The 18,756-nt window shown below is 72.8% G+C and carries 15 protein-coding genes; 2 read left to right on the top strand and 13 right to left on the bottom strand.

Annotated features, from left to right (window positions below; genetic code table 11):
• Nucleotides 1-31 precede the first annotated feature (31 nt).
• Nucleotides 32-475: an ATP-binding protein gene (locus tag HYQ63_RS34335; RefSeq protein ID WP_234357236.1), complete on the top strand. Its 444-nt coding sequence runs from the start codon at nt 32-34 to the stop codon at nt 473-475.
• Nucleotides 476-512: 37 nt separating this feature from the next.
• Here HYQ63_RS34335 and HYQ63_RS34330 read toward each other — a convergent pair whose 3' ends face one another.
• Together HYQ63_RS34330 and HYQ63_RS34325 are read right to left on the bottom strand one after the other, a co-directional pair.
• Nucleotides 513-1,310, bottom strand: coding sequence for an SGNH/GDSL hydrolase family protein (locus HYQ63_RS34330; protein WP_179937653.1), 798 nt, complete (start codon nt 1,308-1,310; stop codon nt 513-515).
• A gap of 66 nt (nt 1,311-1,376) precedes the next feature.
• Nucleotides 1,377-3,488, bottom strand: a complete 2,112-nt coding sequence (locus tag HYQ63_RS34325; RefSeq protein WP_179937652.1) for an alpha-galactosidase — start codon at nt 3,486-3,488, stop codon at nt 1,377-1,379.
• A 173-nt stretch (nt 3,489-3,661) separates the two neighbouring features.
• On the opposite strand from HYQ63_RS34325, the gene HYQ63_RS34320 reads away from it, so the two are divergent.
• On the top strand, nt 3,662-4,480 hold the full coding sequence (locus HYQ63_RS34320; protein WP_123108055.1) for a tyrosine-protein phosphatase: 819 nt from the start codon (nt 3,662-3,664) through the stop codon (nt 4,478-4,480).
• 235 nt (nt 4,481-4,715) lie between these two features.
• On the opposite strand, the gene HYQ63_RS34315 is transcribed toward HYQ63_RS34320, so the two are convergent.
• The 11 genes from HYQ63_RS34315 to HYQ63_RS34265 form a co-directional block, all read right to left on the bottom strand.
• Nucleotides 4,716-5,888: a serpin family protein gene (locus HYQ63_RS34315; RefSeq protein WP_179937651.1), complete on the bottom strand. Its 1,173-nt coding sequence runs from the start codon at nt 5,886-5,888 to the stop codon at nt 4,716-4,718.
• Between the two features lie 19 nt (nt 5,889-5,907).
• A complete protein-coding gene (locus HYQ63_RS34310; RefSeq protein WP_179937650.1) occupies nt 5,908-7,308 on the bottom strand; it encodes an aspartate aminotransferase family protein in 1,401 nt (466 codons plus the stop codon).
• Nucleotides 7,305-9,215 carry a 1-deoxy-D-xylulose-5-phosphate synthase gene (dxs, locus tag HYQ63_RS34305; RefSeq protein ID WP_179937649.1) on the bottom strand — a complete coding sequence of 637 codons (1,911 nt, stop codon included), beginning with the start codon at nt 9,213-9,215 and terminating at the stop codon, nt 7,305-7,307. Before dxs ends, HYQ63_RS34310 begins: the two co-directional genes overlap by 4 nt.
• 22 nt (nt 9,216-9,237) lie before the next feature.
• A complete protein-coding gene (hpnH, locus tag HYQ63_RS34300; RefSeq protein ID WP_179937648.1) occupies nt 9,238-10,254 on the bottom strand; it encodes an adenosyl-hopene transferase HpnH in 1,017 nt (338 codons plus the stop codon).
• Nucleotides 10,205-10,957 carry a 1-hydroxy-2-methyl-2-butenyl 4-diphosphate reductase gene (locus tag HYQ63_RS34295; protein ID WP_179937647.1) on the bottom strand — a complete coding sequence of 251 codons (753 nt, stop codon included), beginning with the start codon at nt 10,955-10,957 and terminating at the stop codon, nt 10,205-10,207. The genes hpnH and HYQ63_RS34295 overlap by 50 nt, the downstream gene beginning before the upstream one ends.
• Nucleotides 10,957-12,900 (bottom strand): squalene--hopene cyclase, encoded by a 1,944-nt coding sequence (shc, locus tag HYQ63_RS34290; protein WP_179937646.1) that lies wholly within the window; start codon nt 12,898-12,900, stop codon nt 10,957-10,959. The genes HYQ63_RS34295 and shc overlap by 1 nt, the downstream gene beginning before the upstream one ends.
• A gap of 124 nt (nt 12,901-13,024) precedes the next feature.
• Nucleotides 13,025-14,122, bottom strand: a complete 1,098-nt coding sequence (locus tag HYQ63_RS34285) for a polyprenyl synthetase family protein (protein ID WP_179937645.1) — start codon at nt 14,120-14,122, stop codon at nt 13,025-13,027.
• Nucleotides 14,119-15,600: a hydroxysqualene dehydroxylase HpnE gene (gene hpnE / locus HYQ63_RS34280; RefSeq protein WP_179937644.1), complete on the bottom strand. Its 1,482-nt coding sequence runs from the start codon at nt 15,598-15,600 to the stop codon at nt 14,119-14,121. The genes HYQ63_RS34285 and hpnE overlap by 4 nt, the downstream gene beginning before the upstream one ends.
• Before the next feature lie 55 nt (nt 15,601-15,655).
• A complete protein-coding gene (hpnD, locus tag HYQ63_RS34275) occupies nt 15,656-16,606 on the bottom strand; it encodes a presqualene diphosphate synthase HpnD (protein WP_179937643.1) in 951 nt (316 codons plus the stop codon).
• Nucleotides 16,603-17,472 carry a squalene synthase HpnC gene (gene hpnC / locus HYQ63_RS34270; protein WP_179940802.1) on the bottom strand — a complete coding sequence of 290 codons (870 nt, stop codon included), beginning with the start codon at nt 17,470-17,472 and terminating at the stop codon, nt 16,603-16,605. The genes hpnD and hpnC overlap by 4 nt, the downstream gene beginning before the upstream one ends.
• Before the next feature lie 411 nt (nt 17,473-17,883).
• Nucleotides 17,884-18,624 carry a TetR/AcrR family transcriptional regulator gene (locus HYQ63_RS34265; protein WP_039936968.1) on the bottom strand — a complete coding sequence of 247 codons (741 nt, stop codon included), beginning with the start codon at nt 18,622-18,624 and terminating at the stop codon, nt 17,884-17,886.
• Nucleotides 18,625-18,756: the final 132 nt, after the last annotated feature.

The following is an 18,756-nucleotide window of genomic DNA, read 5'->3' as shown; positions in this document are numbered from 1 at the left end:
CAAGCGATCGTGACAGAGCATAGTGTCGGACGTGGCTCCTTCCTACGAGGCTCTCCGGTTAGGGCACAGCGGCTCGACGGTCGCTGCGTGCCTTCAGGACGCGTTTCGTCTCCCGGCGCTGAGCACGTCCGTCGCGGAGGCGAGAAGGCATGTCGTCCTGCGGCTGCGCTCGTGGGGTGTCGACCAGGACACCCGCGACAGCGCCGAATTGGTGGTTTCCGAGCTGTTCACCAACGCGGTCCGCCACACCTCCAGCGACGAGGTGCGCTGCTCCTTGCAGCTGATGGGGACCCGGCTGCGCCTCGAGGTGGCCGACCAGGGCTGCGCGCGCACGGTGCCGCAGGCGCGGTCGTCGGTGAGCGTGGATCAGGAGGGCGGACGCGGGCTGATGCTGGTGGAGGCCCTGTCCCAGGCATGGGGCGTACGGCCCCACACGGGCGGCACGGGCCGCGCCGTATGGGCCTACCTGGCCTGAAGGACTGAGGCCTGGCCTGAAGGACTGAGGGACCGGCTCAGGGCCGCAGCGGCAGCAGATCCGGGCGCTTGGGCTCCACATGGTCCCCCGAGGACACCCCGCGCAGCCGCCGCCCGATCCAGGGCACCAGATACTCGCGCGCCCAGTGGATGTTGTCCCGGCGCACCTCGGCGGGGGTGCGCTGCCCCTCCTCCGGCCACGGCTGGTCGGGGTCGGCGGGCACCTCGACACCGAGCACCTGACCGGCCCGCAGCGCGACCCGGGTGTGCCCGTCGGGCGACAGATGGAGCCGGTCGTCGTCCCAGGCCCGCCGGTCCTGCACCGAGCGCAGCGACCACAGGTCGAGCACCGGGCAGTCGTAGCGGTCGGCGATCGCCCGCACATGGGCCGTGTACGTGGCGATCTTGCCCCGCAGATGGCGGAGCACCGGAATCCCCCGGGTGTCGAAGCCGGTGCACAACAGCACGGTGGGCACCCGGGAGGTGAGGTCGGCGACGGCGGCCTCGTAGCGCCGGGCGACATCGTCGGGGTCGCTGCCGGGCCGCAGGATGTCGTTGCCGCCCGCGCAGAAGGTGACCAGGTCGGGACCGAGGTCGATCGCCCGCGGCACCTGCTCCTCGACGATCGGGTCCAGGAGCCGGCCGCGCACCGCGAGGTTGGCGTAGCGGAATTCGTGTTCGGGCCGCCGGTCGGAGAGGAGCACGGCGAGCCGGTCGGCCCACCCGATGAACACGCCGTCCGGACCGGGATCGCCGACGCCCTCGGTGAAGCTGTCCCCGATGGCTGCGTACGACCCGATCACTTCACTCTTGAGTCTTTGCGAATCGTCTGCCACATCCGGACATCATTCACCCCGACACGTGACCTACGCCACCGTAACCAGCCCTTGACCAGGGGTGAGTTATCCCACCTGGTCAGTTCGGCGGAGGTGGAATACGGCGGCGTCCAGATCACCGCGCAGCCCGGTGCGCAGACCGTGATGGGCGAGCACCGCGCCCCGGTGGACGGTCCCGGTGGCCAGGTCCTCGTACGCGGCGGCCGGGTCCAGGCCGCGCAGCCGCAACCGGGGCTGGGGTTCGCCGTAGCTTTGCCCGTGCAGCCACGCCAGCACCACCGTCTCCCCGCCGCGTACGTACTGCACCGCGCTGAGCCCGCCGTCGCCGGGCGGCCGCAGCCGGTACTGCTCACCGTGCTGGACGACGGGCCGGATCCGCTTGTAGAGCGCCACCCAGTCGCGGGCCTCGGTGAGTTCGGCCTCGCTCCACTTCGTCAGGTCGCCGCTGACGCCCAGCACCCCGGCCATGGCGCTGATGAAGCGGAAGCCGAGCCCGCTGGTGCGCTGGTTGCCCATCACGTTGGGGCTGTCGGTGACCCAGGCGGCCATCACCCGGGCCGGGTGCAGCTGGCTGAACCCGTGCTGGATGGCGAGGCGGTCCAGCGGGTCGGTGTTGTCCGAGGTCCACACCTGGTCGGTGAGGCCGAGGATGCCCAGGTCGATCCGCCCGCCGCCGCCCGAGCAGGACTCGAAGGCGACACCGGGGTGGGCGGCGCGCAGCCGCCCCAGCAGGTCGTACAGCCCGCGGACGTGCTCGATGCCGAGCCGCTGCGGATACGGGTCGCCGGGCCAGCCGGGGTCGGTGAAGGAGCGGTTGAAGTCCCACTTCACATAGTCGATGGGGGCGCTGCTCAGCAGGGTGTCCAGCCGTTCCCACAGATATGCGCGGACATCGGGCCGGGCCAGGTTGAGCACCAGCTGGTTGCGGAACTCGGTGCGGGTGCGGCCGGGATGGTGCTGCACCCAGTCGGGGTGGGCGCGGTAGAGGTCGCTGTCGGCGTTGACCATCTCCGGTTCGACCCAGATGCCGAACCGCATGCCCAGCCCGTGCACCTCGTCGGCGAGGGGCTTCAGCCCGTGCGGGAAGCGGTCGGGGTTGGGGGTCCAGTCGCCGAGCCCGGCCCGGTCGCTGGTACGGGACCCGAACCAGCCGTCGTCCACGACGAACAGCTCGACGCCGAGCCCGGCGGCGAGCCGGGCGAGGGAGCGCTGCTGCTCCTCGCTCACCTCGAACTCGGTGGCCTCCCAGGAGTTGTAGAGGACCGGCCGCTCCCGGTCGGCGCCGGGGACGACGTGGGCGAGCTGCCAGGCGTGCCATCCGCGGCTCGCGGCCCCGAAGCCGCCGTCGGTCCACAGGCCCGCGAAGACCGGGGTGGTGAAGGACTCGCCGGGCGCGAGGAGCAGCAGCCCCGCCTCGTCGTGGCCGACGCCGCCGACGGTCTGTACGGTGCCGTCGGCGAGCCGCTGGACGGCGATCCGCCAGGACCCGGACCAGGCGAGCGCGCAGCTGTGCACCTCGCCGCTCTCCTCGGTGGCCGTGCCGTCGTCGATCGCGATCCAGGGCAGATGCTGATGGCTGGTGTGGCCGCGGCGGCTGCCGATGACCTTCTCGCCGGGGGTGAGGTCGGTGCGGGCGAGCCGGCTCTCGGCGGCCCACCGCCCGTACAGATGGCTCAGCCGCCGCCGTTCGCCGATCGGCAGCGACCAGGCGGCGGAGTCGGCGCGCAGCAGTTCCAGCGGGGCGTCGTCCGGGGCGCCGGTGTGGGTGAGGGTGGTCCAGCGCTCGATGACGTCGCCGTCGTCCCGCATCCGGTAGTGGAGGGTGATGTCGAGGTGGTGGAGCGGGTCGTGGAAGCGCAGCCGCAGCTCGTCGCCGCTGACGGTGCTCTCTTCGAAGCGCCACTCGGTGCCCCGTACGCCCGCCGCGCGGACGGACAGAGCGGGGCGCACGAAGCGCGGGCCGCCCTCCACCGGGTACTCCTCGCGCCCGTCCAGCGGTGATTCGAACCCTCGCTCAGCGGGCAGAGGTTCGGCGGCGAGGGCCTCGGCGTCCGGGACCGCGAGGCGCGGGCCCCAGTGGAGATGGAGCAGGGCGTCCTCGTCGGTGAGGTGCAGGGCGTAGCTGCTGTGTCGCCCCGAGAGCAGCCAGAGCCGACCGTTTCCGCCGATTTCAATCATCACACATCCCCGATTCCCCACAGGTCCCAACATCATCGGTCAGGCTTTCCCGCACGGCAATGGCCCCCGGCTCACGATCCGCAGAACTGATTGCAGCAGGAACGCAATGTCGTATGGTCAGCAGAGCCCGCCTCGTCGACGAGCGGCGCGGCGGCCGATCGTGAGGAGCGCCCGTGACGCAGCCGTCGCCGCAGGTCCCGCAGGCCGAACCCGAGCTGGTGGGGGTACGGAACTTCCGCGACGTCGGCGGGCTGCCGACCGCCGACGGCCGGCGCGTACGGCCCGGCGTGCTCTTCCGCAGCGGCCACCTCGCCCATGCCACCGACAGCGACGCGGCCTTCCTCGACTCGCTCGGCCTGCACACGGTCTTCGACTTCCGCAACGCGGCCGACATCAAGCTGGAGGGCCCGGACGTCTCCCTCACCGGCGTGCGGAACGTGAACCTCCCGCTGTCCGACCCGGCCGACGGCGCCGGGTTCTGGACCATGGTGCGCGAGGGCGACCTCAACACCCTGCGCGAGCTGCTGGACGACGGGCGCGCCGAGCGGCGGATGATCAACGCGTACCGGGCCATCATCACCAGCCGCATCGTCGAGCACGGCCGGGTGCTCAGCGCCATGGCGGAGGACAGCTCCCCCGTGCTGATGCACTGTTCCGCGGGCAAGGACCGGGCCGGTCTGTCGGTCGCGGTGACGCTGCTCGCGCTCGGGGTCGACCGGGAGGCCATCGAGGCCGACTATCTGGAGTCGGCCGCCGCCCACCGCCGCTACAAGATCTGGCGCAAGGGCAATCCCGCGGACGGGTCCGACCCCATGTCCCCGGAGGTGCTGGCGCTGCTGAGCCCCCTCTTCGACGCGCGCTCCACCTATCTGGCGGCGGCGTTCGAGACGATAGAGGAGACCTGGGGCACCACCGAGCGCTATCTCACCGAGGGCCTGGGGCTCACCGCCCCGCAGCGCGAGCGGCTGCGGGACCGGATGCTCACCGGCTGACGGCCCGTTTCGTCAGCGAAGGCCCGGCTCAGCGAAGGCCCGGCCGCCCCCAGGGGGTGTCGGCCCCGGCCCAGGGGGTGTCCGCACAGTCCCGCCGGGCCCGCGACGCCTGGCACGCACGCTCGCTGCGTTGTCGGGCCCGTCCGAGTAGGCCCACTACAAGGACGACCCTCCGCCTTGCGATCGCACGCACCAGACGCCGCGGGCTGACCCGACGCGACTGTGCGGACACCCCCTAGGGCTCGGTGACCCAGCCCGCCGTCAGCACCAGACCGCTGGCCCGGTGCACGGCCAGGAAGCCGAACGGGCGGTCGTACGTCACCGAGATCCGCTTCGCCGTCCGCTGCGGCGGGCCCCCGCCCGGCGCCAGGGCCATCGCGGTCACGGCCGCCGCCCAGAAGCCCTCGGCGCTGAACGACGCGGTCATGGACTGCTGACCGGAGGAGATCGCCAGCGGGCTGGGGCTGATCCCCGGGAAGTGGCCGCGGGAGGTGTCCTGCGCGGTGCGCAGCCCGAACAGCTCCGCGTGCCGCAGCAGATCGTGCCGGGCATGCACGGTGAACTGCGGGGTGGTGAGGCCGACCGAGGGGGTGTCGTCCCAGCTCGCGACCTCCGTGACCGTGACACCGGGCCCCGCCTCGCCGAACGGCAGCGCCGAGCCTCCCCACCCCGGGTACGCCCCGGCCACCGCGCCGATCCCGGCCTCCAGCACCTGGCCGCCCGGAACGCCCTCGCCGCCGAGGATCAGATGCACATCGATCCCGTTGTCCCCCGCGACCCCGGACAGGGTGAGCGGACCGGCCGGGCTCTCGGGGACGACCCGCAGCACCCCGTCGAGGTCGTCCGTCGTCCGCCGGAGACCGGCCAGCGACCGGCCCTGCCACGGCCCGTCCTTCGGTGTCAGCATGCCCGGCTGGAACGGCTGCCGCCAGGCCGTCTTCACCATGAGCGCCCCGGCCAGCACCAGCTGGGTGACGGGCGTCAGCGGCACCGGCATCTCGGCGATCGCGCCCCCGGTGTGCCGGGACGCCCACGCGTCCAGCTCCTTGCCGTCGCGCTCGGTGTCGCCGGTCAGCACGTTGCGTACGCCCTGCGGAAGCTCCGCCTCCCATTCGGGCCGCACCGGCAGGTCGTGACGGGTCCACAGTCCGGTGGCCGCCGCCACGCCGTCCATCGCGTCCATCGCCCCGACGACCTCGCGGCCGAGCGCCGTCGCGCCGTCCGCGCCGACGCCGAGCGCTCCCTCCAGCTCGCCGCGCGCCGGGCCGCTCGCCGCGCCCGCGAGCAGGGCGAGCAGCGGCCATGCCCCGGCGCCGGTGAGGACGGTGGACTCCTCGCCGCTCACGGCGGCCCGCACCCATCGTCCGGTCAGCGCGTTGACGGCCCCTACGGCGGTCGCGTCGGTCATCGCCGGTCCCCCCTGCTCGTCAGCGGTTGGCCACCGCCTGCTTGACGAGGGTCCGGCCGAACTCCCACATCAGGCCGCCGCCCCCGTGTGCGTCATCCATGACCGCCGTGAACGCGTCGACGAAGCGGTCCACTTCCCGCTCGCCGATGATCAACGGCGGAATCAGCTTAATGACCTCCAGATGGTCGCCGGAGACCTGGGTCAGGATGCGATGGCGCTGGAGCAGCGGCGCCACGACCATCTGCGCGAACAGCCCCTTCCGCGCGGCCTGGAGCATCGCCCAGCGGCTGCGCAGCCCGAGCGAGTCCGGTTTGCCGAACTCGATGCCGATCATCAGCCCGCGGCCGCGTACGTCGTGCAGCAGCTCGTACCGGTCGATGAGGGCGGTGAGCCGGTCGCGCAGCAGCTCGCCGGTGCGGCGGGCGCCTGCGACGATCTGCTCGTCCTCCATGACGGCGAGGACGGCGAGCCCCGCCGCCATGGCCTGCGCGTTGGCCCCGAAGCTGGCGGAGTGCACCAGGACCCGGTCCATGGAGGAGTAGACCCGTTTGAAGATCCAGTCCTTGCCGAGGGTCGCGCCGACCGGGACGTAGCCACCGGACAGGGCCTTGGCCACGCACACCAGGTCCGGTTCGACGCCGTCCTCGTGACCGTAGGCGAAGAAGTCCCCGGTGCGGCCGAGCCCCGTCTGCACCTCGTCGGCGATCAGCAGCGCCTTGTGGCGGTGCAGCAGCTCCTGCGCGGCCCGCAGGAAGCCCGGCGGCGCCTCGTGCACCCCCTTGCCCTGGATCGGTTCGACCACGAACCCGGCGACGTCCCCGCGCTTCAGCTCCCGCTCCAGCGCGTCCAGGTCGCCCATCGCGATCGCGGTGTCGGGCAGCAACGGGGCGAAGCCCTCGCGGAAGCCGTCCTCGCCGTTGACCGACAGCGAGCCGGTGGTGAGCCCGTGGAAGGCGTGCTCGCAGTAGAGGACGCGCGGCTTGCGGGTCGCGTAGCGGGCGAACTTGAGCGCGGTCTCGACGGCCTCCGTACCGCTGTTGCCGAAGAAGACCCGGTCCAGGTGCGGGGCGTGGCCGAGCAGCTTCTCGGCGAGCAGCCCGGGCAGCGGCTGGCAGTCGAAGCGGGTCAGATCGGCGAGCGAGGCGTCCAGGACGTCGTGCAGCGCCTTGCGGACGACGGGGTGGTGGCGGCCCAGGCCCATCACCCCGAAACCGGCGAGCATGTCCAGGTAGTCCTGGCCCTCGTCGTCCCAGAAGTACGCGCCCTCGGCCCGCTCGTAGACCTTGTCGAAGCCGATGGTGTGCAGCATCCGCGGCAGTTGGTGGTTGAGATACCGGGCGTGCAGGTCGTAGCGCTCGGACCCGCGTCCGGCCAGGAGCTTGCCCAGGTCGAAACCCGAGCGCTGCTCGGCTGCTGTCATGCGTCCCTCTCCTTGGCGGCGGCCTCCCCGGTGGCGGTGCGCGCATCGGTACGGGCGAGGGCCGCACCGATGTGGCCCGCTATCTCGGCGGGGGTGAGTCCGATGTCGGCGAGCACTTCGCCGCGCTTGGCGTGCGGCAGGAACGCCTCGGGGATGCCGAAGGTCCGCAGCGGCAGGTCGACCCCGGCGTCCCGCAGCGCCTGGCCGATCGCCGCGCCCACCCCGGCGCTGCGCACGTTGTCCTCGACGACGGCCACCGCGCGGTGGCGGGCCGCGAGCGCGGGCAGTTCGGGGTCGACGGGCTTGACCCAGCGCGGGTCGACCACGGTGCAGCCGATGCCGCGCTCGGCCAGCAGCTCGGCGGCGCGCAGCCCGACCGGCGCCATGACCCCGGCCACCACGAGCAGTACGTCGTCGCCGCGGCGCAGCACGTCCATCCCGCCGATCCGCTCCAGCGCCGGGACGGGCTGCCCCACCGACTCCTTGGGGAAGCGGACGACGGTCGGCGCGTCGTCCACGTCGATCGCCTCCCGGAGCTGCGCGCGCAGCTGGTCCGCGTCGCGCGGGGCGGCGATCCGCAGGCCCGGCACCACCTGGAGGGCGGACATGTCCCACATGCCGTTGTGGCTGGGCCCGTCGGTGCCGGTGACCCCGGCCCGGTCGAGGACGAACGTCACCCCGCACCGGTGCAGGGCCACGTCCATCAGCAGCTGGTCGAAGGCGCGGTTGAGGAAGGTCGCGTAGACGGCGACGACCGGATGCAGCCCGCCGGTGGCGAGCCCGGCCGCCGAGACCGCCGCGTGCTGCTCGGCGATGCCGACGTCCCACACCCGGTCCGGGTACGCCTCGGCGAAGCCCGCGAGGCCCACCGGGTCGAGCATGGCGGCGGTGAGCGCCACCACGTCGGGACGCTCGGCCCCGATCCGCACCATCTCCTCGCCGAACACCGACGTCCACGACCGGCCGCCGGAGGGGATGAGGGGTGCGCAGGTGAGCGGGTCCATCGCGGCGACGGTGTGGAAACGGTCGGCCTCGTCCTCCAGGGCGGGCCGGTAGCCCCGCCCCTTCTCGGTGAGGCAGTGCACCAGGACGGGGCCGTGGAACCGCTTGGCGCGGCGCAGCGCCCCCTCGACGGCCTCCATGTCGTGCCCGTCGATCGGGCCCACGTACTTCAGCCCCAGGTCCTCGAACATGCCCTGCGGCGCGAAGGTCTCCTTGAACCCCTTCTTGGCGCCGTGCAGCGATCCGTACAGCGGCTGGCCGACGACGGGGGTGCGCTGGAGGACGTCCTTGCCCCAGGCGAGGAAGCGTTCGTAGCCGTCGGTGGTGCGGAGGGTGGCGAGGTGGCCGGCGAGGCCGCCGATGGTGGGGGCGTAGGAGCGTTCGTTGTCGTTGACGACGATGATCAGCGGGCGGTCGCGGGCGGCGGCGATGTTGTTGAGCGCCTCCCAGGCCATGCCGCCGGTGAGCGCGCCGTCGCCGATGACCGCGACCACGTGGTCGGTGCGGCCGCGGATCTCGTTGGCCTTGGCGAGGCCGTCGGCCCAGCCCAGCGCGGTGGAGGCGTGGCTGTTCTCGATGACGTCGTGCTCGGACTCGGCGCGCGACGGATAGCCGGAGAGCCCGCCCTTGCCGCGGAGCTTGGAGAAGTCCTGGCGGCCGGTGAGCAGTTTGTGGACGTAACTCTGGTGGCCGGTGTCCCACAGGATGCGGTCGGCGGGCGAGTCGAAGACGCGGTGCAGGGCTATGGACAGCTCGACGACGCCCAGGTTGGGGCCCAGGTGGCCGCCGGTCCTGGCGACCGCGGTGATCAGGAACTCCCGGATCTCCTGGGCGAGCGCGGTACGTTCCTCCCCGGTCAGCGCCTTGAGGTCGTGCGGGCCCCGGATGTTCTCCAGCAGCGGCATGCTCGGTTCCCCTCCTCGTGTGTCAGCCCACGGCGCTCTCGCGGGCCGCGCGCAGCGACTCCTTGAGCGAGCCCATGGTGGCCAGGACGGCGGTGGGCTCGTAGCCGCAGTGGGCCATGCAGTTGTCGCAGCGCGGGTCCTTGCCCCGGCCGTACTTGTCCCAGTCGGTCTCCTCGATCAGCTCGCGGTAGGTGGGGACGTAGCCGTCGCTCATCAGGTAGCAGGGGCGCTGCCAGCCGAAGAGCGAGTAGTTCGGGATGCCCCAGGCGGTGCACGGGAAGTCGGTCCTGCCCTCCAGGAAGTCCAGGAAGAGCGGGCTGTGGTTGAGCCGCCACCGCCTGCGGTTGCCGCCCGCGAACGCCTTCCGGAACAGCTCGCGGGTCTGCTCGACCCCCAGGAAGTGCTCCTGGTCTGGCGCCTTCTCGTAGGCGTAGGCGGGCGAGATCATCATCTCGTCCACCTTGAGGTCGTCATTGAGGAAGTCGAGCACCTCGACGACGGTCTGCGGGGTGTCGGTATTGAAGAAGGTGGAGTTGGTGGTGACCCGGAAACCGCGCCGCTTGGCCTCCCTGATCGCCTCCACCGCCTCGTCGAACACGCCCTCCTTGGCCACCGAAGCGTCGTGCCGCTCGCGCAGCCCGTCGATGTGCACGGCGAACGCGAAGTACGGGGAGGGGGTGAATTTGTCCATCTTCTTCCGCAGCAGCATCGCGTTGGTGCACAGGAAGACGTACTTCCTCCGCTGCACCAGCTGCCGGACGATCTCGTCGATCTGCGGATGCATCAGGGGCTCACCGCCCGCGATGGAGACCATCGGAGCACCCGACTCCAGCACCGCGCCGACCGCCTGCGCCACCGGCATGCGCTGCTTGAGCACCCCCGCCGGATGCTGGATCTTGCCGCAGCCCTCGCACTTGAGATTGCAGGCGAACAGCGGCTCCAACTCCACGATCAGCGGGAACTTGTCCCGCCGCTTGAGCACCTTCTGGTCAAAGAGATACGTCGCGACCCGGATGGTCTGGCGGAGCGGCATGGCCATCTAGCTCATCTCCTGAGAGGAAAGAGGAACGGTGCCAGTCGAAGAAAGCGGGAAGAACAGTTCGTAGTACCCGGAAAGCCGATATTCCACCGCGCAGCGTCCCGATGCGGACCAGCTCATGTTCAGGAGCGTCCACGATCACCCGGACGGCCGCAACCGGGCGTGCCCCGCCGCGCACCGCGCTGCGCAGGGTGGCGGCGGACTCCATGTCCACCGCGATGGCCCCGGTGGCGTGCAGATCGGCCCGCTCCCCACCCCGCACCACATGGTTGGAGCCGACGACGGGCCCGATGTGGACGGTGCCCGTGCGCCCGGCGCCACCGCGGGTCCGCCGGGCATGGCGGGCCAGCGCCTCGGCGAGGATCCGGCTGCCGTGGCACGGGGTGTGACCGGCCGGGTCGCGGGTCTCGTCGGCCACCACCAGGTCCCCCGGATGCATCCCCGGCGCCAGCCCGGCGCAGAAACCGGTGGCGACGACGGCGGTACGGACGCCCCGGCCCGGCCCCTCGGCCAGCGCACGGCTCACCGCCCGCTCGGCCGCCTGCGGTCCCATGCCGGTGCGCAGCACCGTCACCGGCCCGGCGGCGGCCCCGGAACCGGCCGCGCCGAGACCGGCCCCCCGCAGCGCGAACCGCTCGATGCCGAGCGCGCAGGCGATCAGCAGCGGGGCACCGCCGGTGTCCGGGGCCGGTCCGGAGGCCATCAGGTCCTCCGCGGCCGCGCCCCGGTGGCCTCACCGCTCACGTAGCGCCCGAGCGCGGTGAGCGGGAAGACGTGCCGGTACAGGTGGTAGTTGATGGAGAAGTCCCAGGGGAAGCCGGTCCCGGTGAAGTACGGCTCGTCCCAGGAACCGTCCTGGTCCTGGGTGGCCGCGAGCCAGCCGACCGCGCGCTCGACCGCCTTGCTCTCCCGCTCCCCCGCCGCCAGCAGCGCCAGCAGCGCCCACGCGGTCTGGGAGGCGGTGGAGGTGCCGTGGCCGATCCACTCGGGGTCGGTGTACGAGCGCTGGTCCTCGCCCCAGCCGCCGTCCTCGTTCTGCACGCTCTCCAGCCAGCGCACGGCCCGGCGGATGGCCGGGTGGGTGGCCGGGATCCCGGCGGCGACCAGGGCGGGGACGACGGAGCCGGTCCCGTACACGTAGTTGGTGCCCCAGCGGCCGAACCAGGCGCCGCTGGGTTCCTGCTCGGCCAGCAGCCAGCCGACGGCGCGCCGGGTGCGCGGGTCGCGGGCGCCGCCCTCGTGGGCCAGCATCTCCACGACATGGGCGGTGACGTCGGCCGACGGCGGGTCGATGACCTCGCCGAAGTCGCAGAACGGCAGCCGGTTGGGCAGCGGGCTGGTGTTGTCGACGTCGAACGCGCCCCACGCCCCGTTCCGGGACTGCATGCCCAGCGTCCAGCGCACCCCGCGCCGCACGGCCGCCGCGATCCGCTCCGGGTGGGGGTGGTCGACGCGGCGCAGCGCGAGGATGACCTCGGCGGTGTCGTCGATGTCGGGGTAGTTGTCGTTGTCGAACTCGAACGCCCAGCCGCCGGGGGCGAGCCGGGGCCGCTTGACCGACCAGTCGCCGGGCCGGTGGATCTGCTCGGCGAGCATCCAGTCGGCGCTCTTGACCAGGGCGGGGTGGTCGGGGGCGAGTCCGGCGTCGGCGAGCGCGATGACGGCCAGACAGGTGTCCCAGACCGGGGACTGACAGGCCTCGATCATGCGGCTGCCGTCCTCGCGCCACACGGCGAAGCGGTCCAGCGATTCCAGTCCGGCGCGCATCACCGGGTGGTCGAGGTCGTAGCCGAGGAGGTGGAGCGCGATCACGGAGTAGACGGCGGGCGGCTGGATGCCTCCCCAGCAGCCGTCGTTCTCCTGCCGCTCCACGATCCAGCGGGCACAGGAGCGCAGCGCGGCCCGGCGCAGCGGGCGCAGCGCCACCTTGCGGTAGAGGTGCAGGGCCCGGTCCAGCCGCTGGAAGGCGCCGTCCCAGGAGGCGAGGGGGGCGGCCGGGCGCGGCGGATCGGGTCTTCGCGGGTCGGCGTGCAGCTCGTCGAGGGAGAACGGGGCGGGGCGCACCGGGCGCTTCGCGGAGACGATGGTGAGCGGCACGATGGTCTGCCGCGCCCAGCAGCCGAAGTCGTAGAGGTTGAGCGGCAGCCACGACGGGAAGTAGATGATCTCCGGTGGCAGCTCGGGCAGGTCTTCCCAGCGCCACCAGCCGAAGAGCGCCAGCCAGATGCGGGTGAAGACGCGGCTGTTCGCGACGCCGCCGTTGTTCCGCACCCAGGCCGAGGCGGCCGCCATGTGGGGTGCGTCGGGCGCGTCACCGGCCAGCCGGAGGGCGACGTACGCCTCGATGGTGGCGGACAGCTCCGGCGGGCCGCCGTGGAAGGTGGCCCAGGTGCCGTCCGCGGCCTGCTGCGCGCGGATGTAGCGGCCTGCGGCGTCGAGCACGTCGGGGTTCTGGATGCCGAGGAAGTGCCGGAGCATCAGGTCCTCGGCGTCCATGGTGACGTTGGTCTCCAGGTCGCCTTTCCACCAGCCCTGCTCGTCCTGGCGGGAGAGCAGGTGCTGGACCGCGCGGGCCGTCGCCTTGCGGGCGAGCACCAACGTCTCGGACTCGGATGACTCGGACGGTTGGACGGTTGTCGCTGTCATGGCTTCCCCTCTGCAGTGTGATCTGCCGTCGTTGGGGCCTCCGTCGGCCGGCACCGGGCTGGTGCCGGCCGGCGACTGCGAGCCTGGTCCTACTCCTACGGGCCTAGGCGCGGTCAGTGATTGATCATCGCTCCCGGACGACGACGAAGTCCGCGAGCGCCACGAACTGATCTCGTACCTCGCCGGGCATGTCCACCTCGTCGAGGGCCTCGATGGCCGTCGCGTACTGCCGCCGGGCCTCCGCCGAGGTCCAGTCCCGGCCGCCCGCCTCCTCGATCAGCGCGGCGCGGGTGGCGAACTCCTCCTCGCTGAAGTCGGCGAACTCGTCCTCCGGCTTGTTCGCGTCGGCCGCAAGGATCTGGGCCAGGTCCTCGGAGGCCCGGCCCCCGGCGGCCAGGGCGGCGACCACCGGCAGCGACTTCTTGCGCTGCCGCAGGTCGCTCCAGGTCTGCTTGCCGGTCGAGACCGGGTCGCCCCAGATGCCGAGCACGTCGTCCACGGCCTGGAAGGCGAGCCCCAGGTGGTAGCCGTACCGCTCCAGGGTGTCGGCGGTGCGGTCGTCGGCGCCGCCGAGCACGGCACCGATGGAGGCGGCGCAGGCGAGCAGGGCGCCCGTCTTGTTGCCCTCCATCTCCAGGCACTCCTCGACGGTGACCCGCTCCCGGTGCTCGTAGGAGATGTCCTGCGCCTGGCCGTCGATCAGCTTGCGGGTCGCGGAGGTGAGCCGTCGGGTGGCCCGGCCCGCCTCCACGGTGCCCAGCTCCAGCAGTATTTCCCCGGCGAGGGCGAAGAGCGCGTCCCCGACCAGGATGGCCTGGGCCGGTCCGTGCACCTTCCACACCGTGTCGCGGTGCCGGCGCTGCTCGTCACCGTCCATCAGGTCGTCGTGCAGCAGCGAGAAGTTGTGCACCAGCTCGACCGCGACCGCGCCGGGCACCCCGACCTCCGGGTCCGCACCGGCCGCCTGCGCGGACAGCAGCGCGAGCGCCGGGCGCACCGCCTTGCCGCCGTCGCCCGCGGCGGGCCGGCCATCGGCGTCGATCCAGCCGAAGTGGTAGGCGGCGACGGTGTCCATGGGCGGGGCCAGCCGGTCCACCGCCGCGCGCAGCACCGGCGTGGCAAGCGTTCGGCCGCGCTCCAGCAGCGCGATGACGCCTGCGTAGTCGACAGCTGGGGTCGCCGGGGTCACGGTCTCTCCTCTGGTTTCTGTGGTGGTGCTCATGCCGCCTCCTTGGGCGTCCCCCCGCCGACGGCGGGAAGCGGAATCACATGCGAGCGGCCGGTTTCTGAGAGGGCGGCACGGGCCGCGGTGAGCCCGCTGCGCACGGCGCCTTCCATGGTCGCGGGCCAGCCGGTGGCGGTCCACGCACCGGCCAGATAGAGGCCGGGCGCGTTGGTGGGGGCGTTCGGCCGCAGCCGGCCGACGCCGGGGACCGGGGCGAACGTCGCGGTGCGCTCCCGGGTGACGAAGAAGTCCCGTACCTGTGCGCCGCGGGCGGCCGGGAGCAGTCGCTCCAGCTCCGGCAGATAGCGGGCGCGCAGCTCGGCGACCGGACGGTCGATGTCGTCCCCGGCGGCGGACTGCGACACCGCCAGATACTGGCTGTCCCCGGCGCCCGGCGCGTCCCGCAGCCCCGAGGCGTCGGTGCGGTCGAAGACCCACTGGACGGGGCTGCCGAGCGCGGCGAAGAACGGGCGGCGCAGCACGGTGCGGTCGTAGACGACGTGCAGGTTGAGGATGGGCGCGGTGCCGATCCGCAGCAGCCGGTCCGGGGCGTCGAGGGCGCCGTCGGGCAGCAGGGCGTGCGCGTCCCGCTGCGGTACGGCGAGGACCACGGTGTCCACCGGCTCGTGCAGCGGGCCGCGGTCGGTGTGCGCGGTCCAGCGGCCCCCGTCGGCGGTGACGGCGGTCACCCGGGTGCGCAGCTCGATCCGTACGCCCGCCGCGTCCAGGGCGGCGCGGGCGAGGGTGTCGTGCAGCTCGCCGAGCGGGGTGCGGGCCCAGCCGATGTCGGCGGCGCCCGCCTCGGAGAGCAGCCCGGTCTTGAAGACCATCGCGGCCAGGCCCAGCGAGGCGTCCCGGGCGGTGGCGTTGAGGGTGGCCACGCCCACCAGGTCCCACAGCGCCTCGACGGCGCGCGGCGACTGGCCGTGGCGGCGCAGCCAGCCCGCGAAGTCCTCCGCGTCCAGCGCCGGGTCCAGCGGGTCGAGCCGCCCCAGGGCGAGCGCGGCGCGGCCCACCAGGGCGCGCTCGGCGAGCGAGAGGTGCGGGTAGGTGGCGAGGCTCGCGGCCAGGTGCAGCGGCACCGGGAGGCCGGTGCGGCGCAGCCGTCCGAGCCGCCGTCCGGGCCGCGCGGCGGCATCCACGACGGGTACGTCCAGCCGGCCCTGGAGCGGGGCGAGCCGGGCGGCGCCGATCCGGTCCAGGAACCACTGGTACGCGGTGCAGCAACGCAGGTAGACGTGCTGGCCGTTGTCGACGGTCAGCTCACCGGCCGGTGAGGGGCGGCGGAACGAGAAGGCGAGCCCGCCGAGCCGGGGGCGCCCCTCGACCAGCGTGACGCGCACCCCGGCGTCGGCGAGCGCGAGCGCCGCGGTGGTCCCGGCGAGCCCCCCGCCGATGACGAGCGCGGCCGCCCCCTCGGGGCGGCCTGCCGGGCCCGGCGGCCGGTCGGCGGAGTGTGCGCTGCGGACTGTCATGTGTTCACCCCCTCGGGTGAACACGACGCGGCGCCGGGCCGCGAGGTTGCGTGGCTCACCGGATCCCCCCAGCTCCGCGGCGGACGGCGGCGCGGGTGTCGAGCCCGGCGAGGCCGCGCACCGCGACGTACGCCTTCTCGTGGCCCGGCAGCGAAACGCGGCCACGCAGGACGGCCGCGGGGTCGTGGGCGATGCGCTCCAGGAGTCTGCGGTAGATGCCCGCCATGGCGGCCACGCACGCCCCGCTGCGCCGGTCCAGCATGGGCAGCAGCCGGTATCCCTCGGCGAAGAGCGCCCGGGCGCGCCGGACCTCGAACTGCACCAGCCCGGTGAAGTCGGCGTCGGCCGGGGCGACCGAGGTGTGGAAGGCCGTGGTGCAGCCGAACTTGGCGAGGTCGTCGGCGGGCAGATAGGTGCGTCCGGTCGCGGCGTCCTCGCGGACGTCGCGCAGGATGTTCGTCAGTTGCAGTGCGAGGCCGAGCGTATTGGCGTATTCGGGGGCGCGAGAGGCATCGCGCGCGCCGGGTACGGTGCCGAACACGCCGAGGGAGAGCCGCCCGATGGCGCCCGCCACACAGCGGCAGTAGTCCTTGAGGTCGTCCCAGGTCTCGTACGTCTCCCCGGCCACGTCCTTCAGCACGCCGTCGATCAGCTCGTCGAGCCCGCCGAGCGGGATCGGGAAGAGCCGGGCGGAGTGGGTGAGCGCGACGGCCACCGGGTCGGTGTCGTCCTCCTCGATCTCGCCGCCACGGATCCGGTCGAGCAGTCCGCGGGTCTCGGCGAGCCGGGTCCGCTTGGCGTCGGCGGCCAGCGCGCCGTCGCCGATGTCGTCGATGCGGCGCGAGAAGGCGTAGAGCGCCGACATCGCGTGGCGCTTCTCGGTGGGCAGCAGCCTGATGCCGTAGGCGAAGTTGCGGGCCTGGTGCCCGGTCACGGCCTCGCAGTAGCGGTATGCCGCGAGCACTGGCGCGGACGCGTGCGGAAATCCGTCCACGGTCCGGCTCACCCCTCTCGTCGCAGTGTCGCCCCCACCTCGCGCAGCAGGCTGAGCTTGGTGGGCCTGGGCGGTCCAGGGAGTACGTCATGTCCCGCGGCCGCGACCGCCCGCAGGGCGGCCCGCCCCCCGGCCACGAATCCGGCGAGCAACACCTTGAGCCTGCCGTGGACGCTACCCACCAGGGGCGCGCCTTCATTCAGCAGGTCTCGGGCGCGTTCCGCCTCGTACGCGACCAGGGCACACACCGATGCACCGCCCTTCGGGGCGGCGAGGTCGGCCTCGGTCACCCCGAAGCGTTTCATGTCCTCCGCCGGGAGGTAGACGCGGTCCCTGCGGAGGTCCTCGGCGACGTCCTGGAGGTGCTCGATGATCTGGAGGGCGGTGCAGATCGCGTCGGAGCGGCGGACCCGCTCGGGGGTGGCGGTGCCGGTGATGCCGAGGACGAGCCGCCCCACCGGGTTGGCGGACAGCTCGCAGTAGTCCAGCAGCTCCTGGAACGAGGCGTACCGCCTCACCCGCTGGTCCTGGCGGTTGGCCTCGATCAGTCCTCGGAAGGGCGCCGGGGTGAGGCCGTGGCGGCGGACGGTGGGGCGCAGCGCGCTCAGCAGCGGATGGCGGGGCTGCGCGGCGGAGGCGGTGTCGAAGACGCGGTCGAGGTCGGCCTCGAAGGCGTCGAGCATCGCTACGGGATCGTCGGCGAGGGACCGGTCGAGGCCCAGCAGCTCGGCGTCGGCGCCGCCGGGCGGCAGATCGCCGTCGCCGATGTCGTCGACCAGCCGGGCGTAGCCGTAGACGGCCATGAGGTCGGCGCGCCAGGCGCGGGGGACGAAGAAGGGGGCCACGGGGAAGTTCTCGTGCGCGGCCTTGTCGAGCACGGCACGCGCGGCTTCCTGTCCGCCGCTCAGGCTGCCCGACATGGTGGAGGACCCGCTGCGCTCGTCCTCCGCGGTCACCGTGGACAGCCAGGCGTACGGGCGAGGGCCACGACGCCGCGCGGATCCCGGTGACCGGGGCCCGTGGGCGTACTGGAGATGGGCCGTGGAGCCAATGCCGTCACATCCCCCGTTCTACACCGGTTACCAGGGTCGGCACGATCCGGACACGCCGCGCCGACACGTCAACGGCGTCCGGCCGCACACCCCCGAACAGGGGACAGCCGCACAGGTCCGACGTGATCCGGTTGGGCATTGCTACAGCTTACGCCCCTCGACGCACACGCGTACGGGGCCACACCCCGGAGCGGCCCCGCACCCTGCCCGGCAGCCCGACCCTGCCCGGTGGCGGGGTCAGGCGGCCTCGTCGTAGAACTCGGTGATGTCGAGCATGGTGCACAGGTCGCGCAGCTCGAACTCGAAGAACGACTTCCCCTCCGACAGCCCGAACGACATGTGCCCCAGCGCCTCCATGGAGATCACCCCGTACAGCCGCGCCCAGCAGCGCAGCATGACGGCGATGGCACCGGGCGGCATGTCGACGCCCTGGTCCTCGCTGAGCGCCCCGAGCTGGCGGGCGAGCGCCGGTTCCAGCTCGCCCTCCTCGGGGGCGGGGAAGCCCCGCACCCGCCACAGGTCGGAGACCAGGTCGGAGAAGACGGACCCGAAGACCCAGCCCATGGTGCGCTCCGGCTTGGTCTCCTCGCGCCCGAGGCCCGGGGCCCAGGGTCCGAGGATGAGCCCGAACTCATGCGGGTGCTTGATGGCCCAGACGCGCAGCGCCCGGGCGCCGCCGATCAGTCTGCGACCGGGCTCGCCCTCGGGGAGCTGCCCGATGACCCCGCGCATGTAGCGGGCCATTTCCGCGAAGATGTCCACCCGCAACTGAAGGATCAGTGCGTCCCGGCTGCTGAAGTAGCGATAGACGGCCGGCGCGGTCATGCCCATCTCACGCGCGATGGCCCGGATGGTCACATTTTCCGGGCCCTCCTGAACCAGGAGCGTCCGGGCGACGTCCTTGATCTCGCGGATGGTCGCAATGCGCAACCGCTCGCGCCGTGAGTACGGTGCGACGTGCGCTTCCCCTGGCGACACGCGTCCCCCTCCCTCATACCCCGCCGCTCGGCAACCCGGCGTACACGCACACGATACAGCGCCTCCGTTTAGTGAACAGCGGCAGCGGCGGTACCTCTGCGTCACTCACGGTCCGCGAACGGCCCACGGGGA

The sequence above is a fragment of the Streptomyces sp. Rer75 genome, from assembly GCF_013414305.1.
GTDB classification, from domain to species: domain Bacteria; phylum Actinomycetota; class Actinomycetes; order Streptomycetales; family Streptomycetaceae; genus Streptomyces; species Streptomyces himastatinicus.
The sequence above is the reverse complement of the archived record's forward strand: the minus strand, read 5'-3'. Positions and strand labels throughout refer to the sequence as shown.

Bases quoted from the DNA above. Each gene is read 5' to 3' on its own strand.
- HYQ63_RS34310 (WP_179937650.1), bottom strand. From the start codon at position 7,308: ATGACAGCAGCCGAGCAGCGCTCGGGTTTCGACCTGGGCAAGCTCCTG.
- shc (WP_179937646.1), bottom strand. From the start codon at position 12,900: ATGACAGCGACAACCGTCCAACCGTCCGAGTCATCCGAGTCCGAGACG.
- hpnE (WP_179937644.1), bottom strand. From the start codon at position 15,600: ATGACAGTCCGCAGCGCACACTCCGCCGACCGGCCGCCGGGCCCGGCA.
- HYQ63_RS34295 (WP_179937647.1), bottom strand. From the start codon at position 10,957: ATGGCCTCCGGACCGGCCCCGGACACCGGCGGTGCCCCGCTGCTGATC.
- dxs (WP_179937649.1), bottom strand. From the start codon at position 9,215: ATGCCGCTGCTGGAGAACATCCGGGGCCCGCACGACCTCAAGGCGCTG.
- hpnH (WP_179937648.1), bottom strand. From the start codon at position 10,254: ATGGCCATGCCGCTCCGCCAGACCATCCGGGTCGCGACGTATCTCTTT.
- HYQ63_RS34315 (WP_179937651.1), bottom strand. From the start codon at position 5,888: ATGACCGACGCGACCGCCGTAGGGGCCGTCAACGCGCTGACCGGACGA.
- HYQ63_RS34285 (WP_179937645.1), bottom strand. From the start codon at position 14,122: ATGAGCACCACCACAGAAACCAGAGGAGAGACCGTGACCCCGGCGACC.
- HYQ63_RS34325 (WP_179937652.1), bottom strand. From the start codon at position 3,488: ATGATTGAAATCGGCGGAAACGGTCGGCTCTGGCTGCTCTCGGGGCGA.